We start from the raw sequence: 14,845 nt of genomic DNA, 5'->3' as shown, positions 1-14,845 counted from the left end.
ATGCCGTGCGTTCCCATGGTGGGTGCAGCAGCGTCGCCAAGTCTACACAGTTAATCGGGGTGCTCAGACCAACCCCGCGCGGGCCTCATGAGCAGCGCTTTCCGTCGGTCGGGGGCGTGCCTTCCAGGAGGTAGGCGTTGACGGCGGTGTCGATGCAGTCGCTACCGCGGCCGTAGGCCGTGTGGCCGTCGCCGTCGTAGGTGAGGAGGACGCCGGAGGAGAGCTGGGCGGCGAGGGAGCGGGCCCACTTGTAGGGGGTGGCCGGGTCGCGGGTGGTGCCGACGACCAGGAGCGGCGGCGCGCCCTCGGCGGTGATGCGGTGGGGGCGGCCGGTCGCGGGGGTGGGCCAGTACGTGCAGTTCAGGGCCGCCCAGGCGAGACCCCGGCCGAAGACCGGGGACGCCTTCTCGAAGGACGGCACCGCCTTCTCGGCCTCCGCCGGGCCGGCGAAGGCCGGCGGAAGGTCGAGGCAGTTCACGGCCGCGTTGGCGTACATCAGGTTCGAGTACGTGCCGTCCGCCTCGCGCTCGTAGTAGCTGTCGGCGAGTGCGAGCAGGCCGGAGCCCTCGCCGCCCATCGCCTGCGTGAGCGCCTCCCGCAGCTGGGGCCAGGCGGCCTCGTCGTACATCGCCGCGATCACCCCGGTGGTGGCCAGCGACTCGCCGAGCTCGCGGCCCTCGTCCGTCGGCACCGGCTTCGCGTCGAGCGCGCGGAAGAAGGCACGCATCCGGGCCGTGGCCTCCTGCGGGGACTTCGTGCCGAGCGGGCAGTCCGCCGCCTTCACGCAGTCCGCCGCGAACGCCTGGAACGCCGTCTCGAAGCCCGCCGTCTGGTCGCGGTTCAGGGTCCGGGCGGGCAGCGACGGGTCCATCGCCCCGTCGAGGACCAGGCGCCCGGTCCGCTGCGGGAACAGCTCCGCGTACGTCGCGCCGAGGAACGTCCCGTACGACGCGCCCACGTACGTCAGCCGCTCGTCGCCGAGGACGCCCCGCAGGATGTCCATGTCGCGCGCCGCCTCCACCGTGGAGACGTGCGACAGCACCTTCCCGGCCCGCTGCTCGCAGCCGCTCGCGAACGAACGGAACGAGGCCGCCAGCGCCGCCGACTCCCGGGCGTCGTCCGGCGTCGCGTCGACCTGCGTGTACGTGTCCATCTGCGGTCCGGTCAGGCACTCCACCGGCTCGCTGCGCGCCACGCCCCGCGGGTCGACGGCCACCATGTCGTACCGCGCCCGCACCTGCGCCGGGTAGCCGATGCCCGCGTACCCCTGGAGGTAGCCGACCGCGGAGCCGCCGGGCCCGCCCGGGTTGACCAGCAGCGAACCGAGCCGTTCGCCGGGGCCGGTGGCCCGCACGCGGGAGACGGCCAGCTTCACGTCGCCGGCCTCCGGCCGCGCGTAGTCCAGGGGTGCCTTGAGCGTCGCGCATTCGAAATCCGGCACACCGCAGGACCGCCAGCTCAGCTTCTGCGCGTAGTACGGCTTCAGGCCCGCCGTCCCCGACGCCGACTGCGACGGCGCGGCCGCGTGGCCGCCCGCCGCCGTACAGCCCGAGACGAGGAGGCCGGTGACGGCCAGGGCCAGGGCGGATCTGCGCAACAGACGGCTGGACTTCATACCCGGAGCGTATCCAGGTCGGTACGCAACGTGTCCAATTCGGAGCCCTCCATGCCGCTCAGGCGCGCAGTTCCATCGTCATCGCCTCCACGGCCAGCAGCGGCGCCACGTTGCTGTCCAGGGCCTCACGGCAGGCCAGGACCGCCTCGATACGGCGCAGGGTCCGCTCCGGGGTGGTGTCGCGGGCCATCCGGTCGAGCGCGTCCCGCACGTCCTCGTTGGCGATCGGCGTGCGCGCGCCCAGCTGGAGGGCGAGCACGTCCCGGTAGAAGCCGGTGAGGTCGGTGAGCGCGAGATCCAGGCTGTCGCGCTGCGTCCGCGTTCTTCGCCGCTTCTGCCTCTCCTCCAGCTCCTTCATCACGCCCGCCGTGCCGCGCGGCATCCGGCCGCCCTGGGCCGCGCCCAGCGCCGCCTTCAGCTCCTCGGTCTCCCTGGCGTCGATCTCCTCCGCGACCTGCGCCGCGTCCTCCGCCGCCGCGTCGATCAGCTCCTGCGCGGCGCGCAGCCCGCCGCCGACGTCCGCGGCGCGCAGCGGCAGCTTCAGGACCGTCGCCCGGCGGGCCCGCGCCCGCTCGTCGGTGGCCAGCCGGCGCGCCCGGTCGATGTGGCCCTGGGTGGCGAGGGCCGCCGCGTGCGCGGCCTCCGGTTCGATGCCGTCGCGGCGTACGAGCACGTCGGCGACGGCCGCCACCGGCGGCGTACGGAGCGAGACGTGCCGGCAGCGGGACCGGATCGTCGGCAGCACGTCCTCCAGGGAGGGCGCGCAGAGCAGCCAGACCGTGCGCGGCGCGGGCTCCTCTACGGCCTTCAGGAGCACGTTGCCCGCGCCCTCGGTGAGCCGGTCCGCGTCCTCCAGGACGATGACCTGCCAGCGGCCGACGGCCGGGGACAGCTGGGCCCGGCGGACGAGGTCGCGGGTCTCCTTCACGCCGATCGAGAGCAGGTCGGTACGGACGACCTCCACGTCGGCGTGGGTGCCGACCAGGGCGGTGTGGCAGCCGTCGCAGAATCCGCACCCCGGCGCCCCGCCCAGCGCCCGGTCCGGGCTGACGCACTGCAGCGCCGCGGCGAACGCCCGCGCGGCCGTCGCCCGCCCCGAGCCGGGCGGGCCGGTGAACAGCCAGGCGTGCGTCATCCTGGACGCCTCGGGGCCGGGCTCGCCGGCGGCCTGGGCGGTCACGAGCGCGTCGGCGTCGCGCGCGGCCGCGGCCAGCTGCTCCTCCAACCGCTCCTGTCCGACCAGGTCGTCCCACACGGCCATGTCCGCCCCGCCTCCTCAGGCCTCAGGTACGCACTCCATTGTGGGGCACCCCACTGACAGGGCGACAACGCGGACCGACCGCACCCCGAGCGGGGCACGGCCGGTCCGGGCGGTACGGGTCCGGGCGGTACGGGTCCGGGCGGTACGGGTCCGGGCGGTACGGGTCCGGGCGGTACGGGTCAGCGACGGCGGCGCCGGCCGCCGTCCGACTCGTCGTCGTGCGGGCCGAGCAGTTCGTCCGCGAGGCTCGGCAGGTCGTCCAGCGGGGTCTCCTCGGCCCAGTCCGAGCGCCGCCGCGGCCGGCCCTGCTCGTCCATCTGCGGCAGCTCGGCGGTCCGGTCGTTGGCACCCTGCGACTCCGGCTGCCCGCCCTGCCCGGCCTGCTCGTCGCGGAAGAAGCCCTGCGGCACCCGGTCGGCCGGGGCGTCGTCCCGTACGGTCGGCAGCACCGCGGTCTCGTCGGCGCGCGGGGCGCGCGTCTCGCGCACCGGCGGCAGCACGGCCGTCTCGTCCGCGGCAGCGGACCGCTCGGAGGAGGACGACGGCGGCACCTGCGGCAGGACCGTGGTCTCCTCCTCCGGCCTCACCACCGGCGTCGGCACGGTCTGCGTCACGTCGTCCGGCTGGACGACCGGCGTCGGCACGGTGACCTCGTTCGGGGAGACGACCGGGGTCGGCACCGTCACCTCGTTCGCGGACACGGTCGCCGCCGCCTCCGCCTCGGCGCGCGCCTTCGCGGCGGCCTCCGCCTGCGCCTTCGCGGCTGCCCTCGCCGCGGCTTCCGCCTCGGCCTTCTCCTCGGCCGCCTTGGCCGCGGCCTCCGCCTCGGCGGCCCGGCGCGCCTCCTCGGCGCGGCGCAGCGCCTCCTCGGCCTTGCGCTGCTTCTCCAGCCGGCGCGCCTCGGCCTCGGCCCGCAGCCGAGCCTCCTCCTCGGCCTGCTTGCGCAGCCGCTCCTGCTCCTCCCGGTGGGCCTTCTCCTCGGCCTCGCGCCGACGGCGCTCCTCCTCGGCGGCCTTGCGCGCCTCCTCGGCCCGCTGCCGGGCCTCCTCCGCCTGGCGCTCGGCCTCGCGGCGGCGCGCCTCTTCCTCCTCGGCCTGGCGGCGGGCCTCCTCCTCGGCGCGCAGCTTGGCGAGCTGCTCCTGGCGCTCACGCTCCAGGCGCTCCTCCTCGGCCTTGCGCGCGGCCTCCTCCTCGGCCCTGCGGCGGGCGTCCTCCTCGGCCTTGCGCCGCGCCTCCTCCTGGGCCTTCACCTCGGCCTCGGACAGCGGCAGCATCTGGTCGAGCCGGTGCCGTACGACGGTGGTGACGGACTCCGGCTCCTGGCCGGCGTCGACGACGAGGTAGCGGGCGGGGTCGGCGGCCGCGAGGGCCAGGAACCCGGCCCGGACCCGGGCGTGGAACTCCGGCGGCTCGGACTCGAGCCGGTCCGGGGCCTCGGTGAACCGTTCCCGCGCGGTCTCCGGGGAGACGTCGAGCAGCACCGTGAGATGCGGGACGAGACCGCCGGTGGCCCAGCGGTTGATGCGGGCGACCTCGGTCGGGGACAGGTCGCGGCCGGCGCCCTGGTAGGCGACGGACGAGTCGATGTACCGGTCGGAGATGACGATCGCGCCGCGCTCCAGGGCGGGTTTGACCAGCGAGTCGACGTGCTCGGCGCGGTCGGCCGCGTACAGCAGCGCCTCGGCGCGGTGGGACAGCCCGGCGCTGGACACGTCGAGCAGGATCGAGCGGAGCCGCTTGCCGATCGGGGTGGCGCCGGGCTCGCGGGTGACGACGACCTCGTGGCCCTTGGCGCGGATCCACTCCGCGAGCGCCTCGACCTGCGTGGACTTGCCCGCGCCGTCGCCGCCCTCCAGGGCGATGAAGAAGCCGGTCGGGGTCGGGGCCTGGACCGGGTCGGCGCCGCGCAGCGCGTCGCGCAGGTCGCGGCGGAGCGGGACGCCGGCGCGGTCGTCGGTCTTGGCGAGGACGATCACGGCGACGGGCAGCAGCAGCGCGCCGACCAGCATCAGCGTGAAGGCCGCGCCGCCGTGCGCGAAGACGAAGTCGCCGGAGGCCAGTCGGTGCGGGCCGATCGCGGCCGCGAGCAGCGGCGCGGCGATCGCGCCGAGCGCGATGGCGACCCGGACGACGGCCTGCAGGTGCTCGGTGAACCGGGCCCGCCGGAACTCCTCGCTCTCCTGGTCGATCAGGGTGTGCCCGGTGTTCGCGGCGACGCCGGCCGCGTACCCGGCGAGGACGGCGAGGCCGAGGACGGTCGCGGTGTCCGGGACCAGGCCCATGGCCAGCAGTGCCACCCCGGTCAGCGCGATCGCGATCGCGAGCAGCCGGCGGCGCGACAGGACCGTGAGGACGGCGGGGGCGGTGCGGATGCCGACGCCGACCCCGCCGGTCAGGGCGAGGATCAGCAGCGCGTACGTGACGGGGCCGCCGCCGAGGTCGAAGGCGTGCAGCGCGGCGACGGCCGCGGCGGAGGCGATCGCTCCGGCGACGGTCGCGCAGGCGAGCACGAGCAGCGGCACCGCGCCGGTGCGGCCCTTGTCGGGGCCGTCGCCGGTGGTGGGGCGGCGCAGGCCCTCCAGCGGGGAGCGCGGGCGCGGCGTCTGCGCGTCGGGCAGCTCGACGAAGTACAGGACGGACAGCGAGGCGGAGAAGAGTCCGGCGGCGAGGTACGAGCCGAGCGCCGCCTGGTGCTGGGCGAACCACTCGACGCCGGTGCCGAGCAGGTTGCCGATCAGGGTGGCCACGAGCAGGGCGGCGGCCCCGGCGGGGGCGGCGACGAAGGTCGTACGGAGCGAGAGCCGGCGCAGCGCGTCGAGGTGGTCGGGCAGCGGCCGGACGGCCGCGCCCTCCAGCGGCGGCGCGGGCAGCAGCGCGGGCGCGACGCTCTCCTTGGCGACGGTCCACAGCCGCTCGCACAGGCCGAGCACGAAGACGGTGCCGAGCAGGAACCAGACGGCGCGCTCGGGAGCCCAGTCGATCCACAGCGGGGCGATGACGAGCAGCGCGAGCCGCAGCCCGTCCGCGGCGATCATGGTCCAGCGCCGGTCGAGCGGGCCGCCGGACCGGGTCAGCGCCGTGAGCGGACCGAGGAGTACGGCTCCGAACAGCACCGTCGCCAGCAGCCGCGCCCCGAGTACGGCGGCGACGCCGAAGGCGAGACCGCGGTACCCGCCGCCGAACGCGCCCTCGGCGGCGGTCGCCTGGAGGACCAGCAGCACGGTGACGAGGAGGGCGAGGGCGTCGGCCGTCCCGCCGACGAACTGCGCGCTCCACAGCCTGCGGAGCGGCTGATGGCGCAGCAGCGCCCGTACGGCGCGTTCTCGGGAGTCCGCGACGAGTGCGGCGTCGAAGTCTGGCTGCTCGGCTCGCGTCATCCGCCCAGCCTATCCGGAGCGCCCTGCTCCCTGGGTTCCGCACCCGAACATTTGCGTGGCTCGGCAAGGGCGGGATCCCGCCGATCCGGGACGGCGGCCCGCCGGGAACGCGAAGAGCCCGGAGGCCGCCGCCCCCGGACCCTTCCGGACCTGCCTGCGACGTCCCGTCAGGGACCTGCCTACTCGTCCGTCGACGTCTTCGCGGCCGCCGTCTTCTTGGCAGTCGTCTTGGCGGTCGTCTTCTTGGCCGCCGCCGTCGTCGTCTTCTTCGCCGCCGTCTTCTTGGCCGTCGTCGTCTTCTTCGCGGCCGTCTTCTTGGCGGCGGTCTTCTTCGCCGGGGCCTTCTTGGCCGTCTTCTTCGCCGGCCCCTTGGCCCGCTTCTCGGCGAGCAGCTCGTAGCCGCGCTCCGGCGTGATGTCCTCCACCGAGTCGCCGGTCCGCAGCGTCGCGTTGGTCTCGCCGTCCGTCACGTACGGGCCGAACCGGCCGTCCTTGACCACGACCGGACGCTCGCTGACCGGGTCCGTGCCGAGCTCCTTCAGCGGCGGCTTGGCCGCGGCCCGGCCGCGCTGCTTGGGCTGGGCGTAGATCGCCAGCGCCTCTTCCAGCGTGATCGAGAAGAGCTGGTCCTCGCTGGTCAGCGACCGCGAGTCGGTGCCCTTCTTCAGGTACGGCCCGTAGCGGCCGTTCTGCGCGGTGATCTCCACGCCCTCGGCGTCCGTGCCCACCATGCGCGGCAGCGACATCAGACGCAGCGCGTCCTCCAGCGTCACCGTGTCCAGGGACATGGACTGGAACAGCGAGGCCGTCCGCGGCTTGACCGCGTTCTTGCCGGTCTTCGGGGTGCCCTCGGGCAGGATCTCCGTCACGTACGGGCCGTAGCGGCCCTTCTTCGCGACGATCTCGTTGCCGCTGACCGGGTCCGCGCCCAGCTCGTAGTCGCCGCTCGGCGCGGCGAGCAGCTCCTCGGCGTGCTCGACGGTCAGCTCGTCCGGGGCGAGGTCGTCCGGCACGTCGGCGCGCTGGTGGCCCTCGGTGTCCTTCTCGCCGCGCTCGATGTACGGGCCGAAGCGGCCGACGCGCAGCACGATCCCGTTGCCGACGGGGAAGGAGGAGATCTCCCGGGCGTCGATCGCGCCCAGGTCGGTCACCAGCTCCTTCAGGCCCCCGAGGTGGTCCCCGTCTCCGTTGCCGGCGTCGGCGGCGCCGCCGGTCCCGCCCGCGGCGAAGCCGCTGTCGGGCACGGTCTCGCCGAAGTAGAAACGCTTCAGCCACGGCACCGACTGGGCCTCGCCGCGCGCGATGCGGTCGAGGTCGTCCTCCATCCGGGCGGTGAAGTCGTAGTCGACGAGCCGGCCGAAGTGCTTCTCCAGGAGGTTCACCACGGCGAAGCTCAGGAAGGACGGCACGAGGGCCGTGCCCTTCTTGAACACGTAGCCGCGGTCGAGGATCGTGCCGATGATCGACGCGTACGTCGACGGGCGGCCGATCTCCCGCTCCTCCAGCTCCTTGACCAGCGTGGCCTCGGTGTAGCGGGCGGGCGGCTTGGTGGCGTGGCCCTCCGGGTTGATCTCCTCGGCGCGCAGCGCGTCGCCCTCGGCGACCTGCGGCAGCCGGCGCTCGCGGTCGTCGAGCTCGGCGTTCGGGTCGTCGGCGCCTTCCACGTAGGCCTTCATGAAGCCGTGGAAGGTGATCGTCTTGCCGGACGCGGAGAACTCGACGTCCCGGCCGTCGGCGGAGCGGCCGCCGATCTTCACGGTGACGGAGTTGCCGGTCGCGTCCTTCATCTGGGAGGCGACGGTCCGCTTCCAGATCAGTTCGTAGAGGCGGAACTGGTCGCCGGTCAGGCCGGTCTCCGCCGGGGTGCGGAAGCGGTCGCCGGACGGGCGGATCGCCTCGTGCGCCTCCTGCGCGTTCTTGACCTTGCCGGCGTACAGGCGCGGCTTCTCCGGGAGGTAGTCGGCGCCGTACAGCTGGGTGACCTGCGCCCGGGCCGCGGCGACGGCGGTGTCCGACAGCGTGGTGGAGTCGGTACGCATATAGGTGATGAAGCCGTTCTCGTACAGCTTCTGCGCCACCTGCATGGTCGCCTTCGCGCCGAAGCCCAGCTTGCGCGAGGCCTCCTGCTGGAGCGTGGTGGTACGGAACGGGGCGTACGGCGAGCGGCGGTACGGCTTGGACTCGACCGAGCGCACCGCGAACGCGGTCTCGGCGAGCGCCGCGGCCAGCGCGCGGGCGTTCGCCTCGTCGATGTGCAGCACCTGGCCCGCGGAGGCGCCCTTGAGCTGCCCGTCCGGGCCGAAGTCGCGGCCCGTCGCGACGCGCCGGCCGTCGACCGTGTTCAGGCGGGCGACCAGCGACGACGGGTCGGAGGAATCGCCGGCGCGGCCGGTGGAGAAGGTGCCGGTGAGGTCCCAGTACTCGGCGGTGCGGAACGCCCGGCGCTCGCGCTCGCGCTCGACGACGAGGCGCGTCGCGACGGACTGCACGCGGCCGGCGGAGAGCCGGGGCATGACCTTCTTCCACAGGACCGGCGAGACCTCGTAGCCGTAGAGGCGGTCGAGGATGCGGCGGGTCTCCTGGGCGTCGACCATGCGCTTGTTCAGCTCGCGCGGGTTGCGCACGGCGTCCTGGATCGCGTCCTTGGTGATCTCGTGGAAGACCATCCGGTGGACCGGGACCTTGGGCTTCAGGACCTCGAGGAGGTGCCACGCGATGGCCTCGCCCTCGCGGTCCTCATCGGTGGCGAGGTAGAGCTCGTCGGACTCGGCGAGCTGCTCCTTGAGCTTCCTGACCTGCGCCTTCTTGTCCGCGTTGACGACGTAGATCGGCTGGAAGTCGTGCTCGACGTCCACGCCGAGCCGGCGCACCTCGCCGGTGTACTTCTCCGGCACCTCGGCGGCGCCGTTCGGGAGGTCGCGGATGTGCCCGACGCTCGCCTCGACGACGTAGCCGGGGCCGAGGTAGCCCTTGATCGTCTTCGCCTTGGCAGGCGACTCGACGATGACGAGTCGGCGGCCGCCCTGTGCGGTCTCGCTGGTCGGGGACAACTTCGCTCTTCTCTCGGGTCGACGCTCGGTGAACGTACGGCGCAGGGTGCGTGGCGCGTGCGTGGCCGCGGCGTGGCACCTGCTGTCGCTGCGGAGTGTGACGGTACAACCCGCACCCGTGTCAAACGGCAAAAGCCCGCAACGGCCACTCGAACGGTAACCCGACTCCGGGCATTCCTGCCGCCCGGACCCTGCGTCACATCGAGCGGATCTTGTTCGACCGGCCGGTCGGGGGCGCGTCCGGTTCCTTCCGGTTCCGTCAGACGCGGCCGAAGCACCACACCCCGAGAGCGAGGAAGATCACGCCGGCGTTGGCGGAGAACGCGACGGCCGCGGCGGGGCCGACTCCGTGGGCGACCGGCGCGCGGTGCAGCAGGCGTGCCCCCGTCCAGACCAGCAGTGCCGCCCCGAACAGCGCGAACGCCGTTCCGGCGAAGATCGCAGGTCCGCTCTCCATGCCCGTACCCCGTTTCCGTGTCCACGGCACCCGTCCCGGAGGCCGAGGCTGGCACCTCCGGGCGTCGTGGGCGCGAATTCCGGGTGAACGACGCGACCCGGCCGGACGAGTTCACGAAGATGGCCGGTACTGAGCGCAACCATCCGGGCGTCGTCAGGTCGGGCGACCTGGTCGGTACGCGGTGGGACCCGCGCCGCCCGTGGGAGCCGCGCCGCCCGTGGGAGCCGCTCAGTGCGCGGCCGGCTCCAGGAAGCCCTCCGACACGAGCAGCCGGATGGCCTGGGGGGTGCGGTCCCGCAGCATCACCGGGTCCTCGCCGGTCAGCTGGCCGATCGCGTCGAGGATCCGGCCCGCGCTGAGCGTGCCGTCGCACACCCCGGCGAACCCGGCCCCGACATGGTCGACCCGGGTGGCCCGCCGCATCCCGCGGTTCTGCCGCAGCACCACGTGCTCCGGGTCCTCCGCGCCGGGCAGCCCGACCTGCTCCTGCACCACCTCGGGCGCGAGGCGGAACGCGTCCGCGAGCAGCGCCGCGTCGTCGTGGGTGCGCAGGTAGTCCTGGCGGGTGAAGTGGGCGTGGACCACGTCCCCGAGCGGCTGCTCCACCGGGTGCGGCCACTCCTCGATCACGATCGACGGCTCGGCCTCGCCGGCCTCCACGGCCGCCGATCTGCGCAGCGTGATCCAGCCGAAGCCGACCGCCTTGGTGCCGCGGGCCTCGAACTCGTCGAGCCAGCCCTCGTACCGGCGGGCGTACGCCTCCGGGTCCTCGCGGTGGTCGCCGCTGTCCCGCAGCCACAGTTCCGCGTACTGGGTGATGTCCTGCACCTCGCGCTGCACGATCCAGGCGTCGCAGCCGCGCGGCACCCAGGACCGCAGCCGGTCCTGCCACTGCTCGCCCTCGACGTGCTGCCAGTTGGCGAGGAACTGCGCGTATCCGCCGTCGTTGAGCCGGGCTCCGGCCTGCTGGACGAGCGTGCGGCACAGGTCGTCGCCGCCCATCCCGCCGTCCCGGTAGGTCAGCCGGGCGCCGGGGGAGATGACGAACGGGGGGTTGGACACGATCAGGTCGAAGGTCTCGACGTCGACCGGTTCGAAGAGGGAGCCCTCGAGCAGCGTCGCCTCGTGCACGCCGGAGAGGGCGAGGGTCAGCCGGGTGAAGCCCAGGGCGCGCTGGTTGAGGTCGGTGGCGGTGAGCCGGGTGGCGTGCTGGGCGGCGTGCAGCGCCTGGATGCCGGAGCCGGTGCCGACGTCGAGCGCCGAGGACACCGGCGTACGGACCGTGATGCCGGCGAGCGTGGTGGACGCGCCCCCGACGCCGAGCACGACGCCCTCGTCCTTCTTACCGATGCCTCCGGCACCGCCGACCGCGCAGCCGAGGTCGGAGACGATGAACCAGTCCTGCCCCTCGGGCCCGCCGTACGGCCGTACATCGACGGCGGCGGCGACCTCCTCGCCGTCGGCGCCGGGGGCCCGCACCAGCCAGCCGTCGGCCAGCGCCTCCTCCAACGGCAGCGCGCCGGCGGCCCGCTCGGCGGGGACGGAACGCTGCAGCAGGAAGAGCCGGACGAGGGTCTCCACCGGGCTGCCGCCCCGGGTGGCGCGCAGCGCGGGCACGGTCTCGCTGCGGGCGAGCGCGGCGTACGCGGGGGCGCCGAGCAGGTCGAGCAGGCCGTCGGCGGTGAAGTCGGCGGCGAGCAGCGCGTCGCGGAGGCGGCCGGCCCGCTCGGGCGTCGGCAGGCCGGGGAACTGACCGGGGGTGTCGCTGGTCGTACTCACCACCCCATTGTGACCGCCGCCACCGACAATCCCGTCACGCGGGACCGCCGGTGGCCTGTCGGAACGGAGCGCGTGACGACTTCGGCCTACGACCTCGGCTTACAACTTCGGCTTACGACTTCGGCTTGGCCGAGGCGGACGGCGACGCCGGCGCGCCGGGCTTGGCGCTCGCGGAGCCGGCCGGGCCGGGCGCGGCGGACGGCGTCACCTTCTGGCAGCCGGGCTGCTTGGCCATGGCCGTGCCGAGCTCGCCGGACTGCAGCTTCGCCAGCGCGTCCTGGTCCATCTTCTCGATCTTCTTCAGACCGTCGGCGACGCCCTGCAGTCCGTCCGCGAACTTCTGCTGGTTGTTCGGGTCGAGCGCGTCGACCTGCTTCTTCAGGTTCTCGTACGCGACGGCGGTGGCGTTGAGCTCCTTCACCGCGTCCGCCTGGAGCTGCTCGCCGTTGTCGACCGGCGGCGCTCCGGCGCCCTGAACGGCCTTGGCGAGGGCGCGGTCGGCGTCGGCGATGTCCTGGAAGGCCTTCGAGTCCGCAGCCTGGATGTCGGCAGGCTTGCCGTCCGCCGCGGTCGAGATGATGACCTGCTGGGCGTTGGCACGCTTCTGCAACTGGGGCTTCGCCTGGTCACAGACCGTCTTGGCCCAGGCGTTCACCTTGTCGTCGTTGCCGTCGTCGCTGCAGCCCGACAGCGCCAGCATCAGTACCGCACCACCGGACAGCGCGGCCGCAAGCTTCTTGTTCACGATCGGTCCCTTCCAAGGCTCTCGGCCCCGGAACATACACGCCGATCGGGCGACATCCACCTTTCGTGGGACCGATCCCTGCCCCATTGCAGCCATTTGCACCAGACGCGAGTGAGCGGACGACGCGTCAGAACGCGTCGTCCGCCCACTGTCTGACCAGCTGTTACGACACCACCGCGGGATCGGCGGCGCCGGCGCTGCGTTCCGCGGTGTTGTCCTCGTCACCCATGACCACACTGCGGCGCTTGGAGACGTACACCGCGACGACGATGACCAGAGCCGCGAGTACGGCGATCAGCGCCCGCAGCCCGGGACTGGCGTCGTCGCCGTAGCTGAACTGCACCACGGCGGGCGCGATCAGCAGGGCGACCAGGTTCATCACCTTCAGCAGCGGGTTGATGGCCGGGCCCGCGGTGTCCTTGAACGGGTCGCCCACCGTGTCGCCGATCACGGTCGCGGCATGGGCGTCGCTGCCCTTGCCGCCGTGGTGCCCGTCCTCGACCAGCTTCTTGGCGTTGTCCCACGCGCCGCCGGAGTTGGCGAGGAAGACGGCCATCAGCGTGCCGGTGCCGATCGCGCCCGCGAGATACGCGCCGAGGGCGCCGACGCCGAGGGTGAAGCCGACCGCGATCGGGGCCAGCACGGCGAGCAGGCCGGGGGTGGCGAGTTCGCGCAGCGCGTCCTTGGTGCAGATGTCGACGACGCGCCCGTACTCCGGCTTCTCGCTGTAGTCCATGATCCCCGGGTGCTCGCGGAACTGGCGGCGCACCTCGAAGACCACCGCGCCGGCGGACCGCGAGACCGCGTTGATCGCCAGCCCGGAGAAGAGGAACACCACCGCGGCGCCGAGGACCAGGCCCACCAGGTTGTTGGGCTGCGAGATGTCCATCGACAGGTTCATGTCGCCGGCCGTCGCCCCGACGTCGGAGACCGCGGAGGCGATCGCGTCCCGGTACGAGCCGAAGAGCGCCGCCGCCGCCAGGACGGCGGTGGCGATGGCGATGCCCTTCGTGATCGCCTTGGTGGTGTTGCCGACGGCGTCGAGGTCGGTGAGGACTTGCGCCCCGGCGCCCTCGACGTCGCCGGACATCTCGGCGATGCCCTGGGCGTTGTCGGAGACCGGGCCGAAGGTGTCCATGGCGACGATGACGCCGACCGTGGTGAGCAGGCCGGTACCGGCCAGCGCCACGGCGAACAGCGCGAGCATGATCGACGCCCCGCCGAGCAGGAACGCGCCGTAGACGGCGAGGCCGATCAGCAGCGCGGTGTAGACGGCGGACTCCAGGCCGATGGAGATGCCGGCGAGTACGACGGTGGCGGGGCCGGTGAGCGACGACTTGCCGATGTCCCTGACCGGGCGCCGGGTCGTCTCGGTGAAGTAGCCGGTGAGCTGCTGGATCAGCGCGGCCAGGACGATGCCGATGGCGACCGCCACCAGGGCGAGGACCCGCGGGTCGCCGCTGTGGGTGAGGACGCTCTCCTCGGTTACGCCCTTGAGGTCCGCGTACGAGGACGGCAGGTAGGCGTAGACCGCCACGGCGACGAGGACGAGCGAGATCACGGCGGAGATGAAGAAGCCGCGGTTGATCGCGGACATGCCGCTGCGGTCGGCGCGCCGCGGGGCGACCGCGAAGATGCCGATCATCGCGGTGACCACGCCGATCGCCGGGACGATCAGGGGGAAGGCGAGGCCGAGGTCGCCGAAGGCGGCCTTGCCGAGGATGAGCGCGGCGACGAGCGTCACGGCGTACGACTCGAACAGGTCGGCGGCCATGCCGGCGCAGTCGCCGACGTTGTCGCCCACGTTGTCCGCGATGGTCGCCGCGTTGCGCGGGTCGTCCTCCGGGATGCCCTGCTCGACCTTGCCGACGAGGTCGGCGCCGACGTCCGCGGCCTTGGTGAAGATGCCGCCGCCGACACGCATGAACATGGCGATCAGCGCGGCCCCGAGGCCGAAGCCCTCCAGGACCTTGGGTGCGTCGGCCGCGTAGACCAGGACGACGCAGGACGCGCCGAGCAGGCCGAGGCCGACGGTGATCATGCCGACGACTCCGCCGGTGCGAAAAGCGATCTTCATCGCCTTGTGGGCGACGGTGGTCAGATCCTTTTCCGGTCCGTCCTCCGCCGGGGTCGCCTCACGGGCCGCCGCGGCCACCCGCACATTCGCCCGTACGGCGAGTCGCATGCCGATGTATCCGGTGGCCGCCGAGAAAAGCGCGCCCACCAGGAAGAAGAGAGATCGGCCCAGTCGCTGCGACCAGGTGTCGGCCGGCAACAGCATCAACAGGAAGAACACCACGACGGCGAAGATCCCGAGAGTGCGCAGCTGCCGGGCCAGATAGGCATTCGCGCCTTCCTGCACGGCCGCCGCGATCTTCTTCATCGCTTCGGTGCCCTCGCCCGCCGCCAGCACCTGGCGCACCAGCACCTGGGCGACGAACAGGGCCGCGAGCGCGACGACCGCGATGACGATCACGATGGTCCGGTTCTCGTCCGTGAGCACCGCAGCAGCGAGTGAGGAGTGGTCGTCGATCATTTGTGGATTGAAGAGCCCCGCCATT

At 73.2% G+C, this 14,845-nt stretch carries 8 protein-coding genes; all 8 read right to left on the bottom strand.

Features of this window, described 5'->3' with window-relative positions; translation table 11 throughout:
* Positions 1 to 85 precede the first annotated feature (85 nt).
* The 8 genes from ACGFMM_RS11115 to ACGFMM_RS11080 all read right to left on the bottom strand — a co-directional run bounded on the left by ACGFMM_RS11115 (position 86) and on the right by ACGFMM_RS11080 (position 14,844).
* Positions 86 to 1,615 carry an alpha/beta hydrolase gene (locus ACGFMM_RS11115; protein WP_393645315.1) on the bottom strand — a complete coding sequence of 510 codons (1,530 nt, stop codon included), beginning with the start codon at positions 1,613 to 1,615 and terminating at the stop codon, positions 86 to 88.
* 58 nt (positions 1,616 to 1,673) lie between these two features.
* Positions 1,674 to 2,876, bottom strand: a complete 1,203-nt coding sequence (locus ACGFMM_RS11110; RefSeq protein ID WP_393645313.1) for a DNA polymerase III subunit delta' — start codon at positions 2,874 to 2,876, stop codon at positions 1,674 to 1,676.
* A 179-nt stretch (positions 2,877 to 3,055) separates the two neighbouring features.
* Positions 3,056 to 6,253 carry a dTMP kinase gene (gene tmk, locus ACGFMM_RS11105; protein WP_393645311.1) on the bottom strand — a complete coding sequence of 1,066 codons (3,198 nt, stop codon included), beginning with the start codon at positions 6,251 to 6,253 and terminating at the stop codon, positions 3,056 to 3,058.
* 179 nt (positions 6,254 to 6,432) lie between these two features.
* Positions 6,433 to 9,303: a type I DNA topoisomerase gene (topA, locus tag ACGFMM_RS11100; protein WP_393645309.1), complete on the bottom strand. Its 2,871-nt coding sequence runs from the start codon at positions 9,301 to 9,303 to the stop codon at positions 6,433 to 6,435.
* 259 nt (positions 9,304 to 9,562) lie between these two features.
* On the bottom strand, positions 9,563 to 9,760 hold the full coding sequence (locus ACGFMM_RS11095) for a hypothetical protein (RefSeq protein ID WP_393645307.1): 198 nt from the start codon (positions 9,758 to 9,760) through the stop codon (positions 9,563 to 9,565).
* A 228-nt stretch (positions 9,761 to 9,988) separates the two neighbouring features.
* Positions 9,989 to 11,539: a methyltransferase gene (locus ACGFMM_RS11090; RefSeq protein WP_393645305.1), complete on the bottom strand. Its 1,551-nt coding sequence runs from the start codon at positions 11,537 to 11,539 to the stop codon at positions 9,989 to 9,991.
* A gap of 112 nt (positions 11,540 to 11,651) precedes the next feature.
* A complete protein-coding gene (locus ACGFMM_RS11085; RefSeq protein WP_393645303.1) occupies positions 11,652 to 12,284 on the bottom strand; it encodes a small secreted protein in 633 nt (210 codons plus the stop codon).
* A 163-nt stretch (positions 12,285 to 12,447) separates the two neighbouring features.
* Positions 12,448 to 14,844 (bottom strand): sodium-translocating pyrophosphatase, encoded by a 2,397-nt coding sequence (locus tag ACGFMM_RS11080; RefSeq protein WP_393645301.1) that lies wholly within the window; start codon positions 14,842 to 14,844, stop codon positions 12,448 to 12,450.
* Between the last annotated feature and the right edge of the window lies 1 nt (position 14,845).

Origin of the sequence: Streptomyces sp. NPDC048604, assembly GCF_043199435.1 — a bacterium.
Taxonomy (GTDB): domain Bacteria; phylum Actinomycetota; class Actinomycetes; order Streptomycetales; family Streptomycetaceae; genus Streptomyces.
Note: the sequence above shows the minus strand (reverse complement) of the source record. Positions and strands in the feature narration are given on the sequence as shown.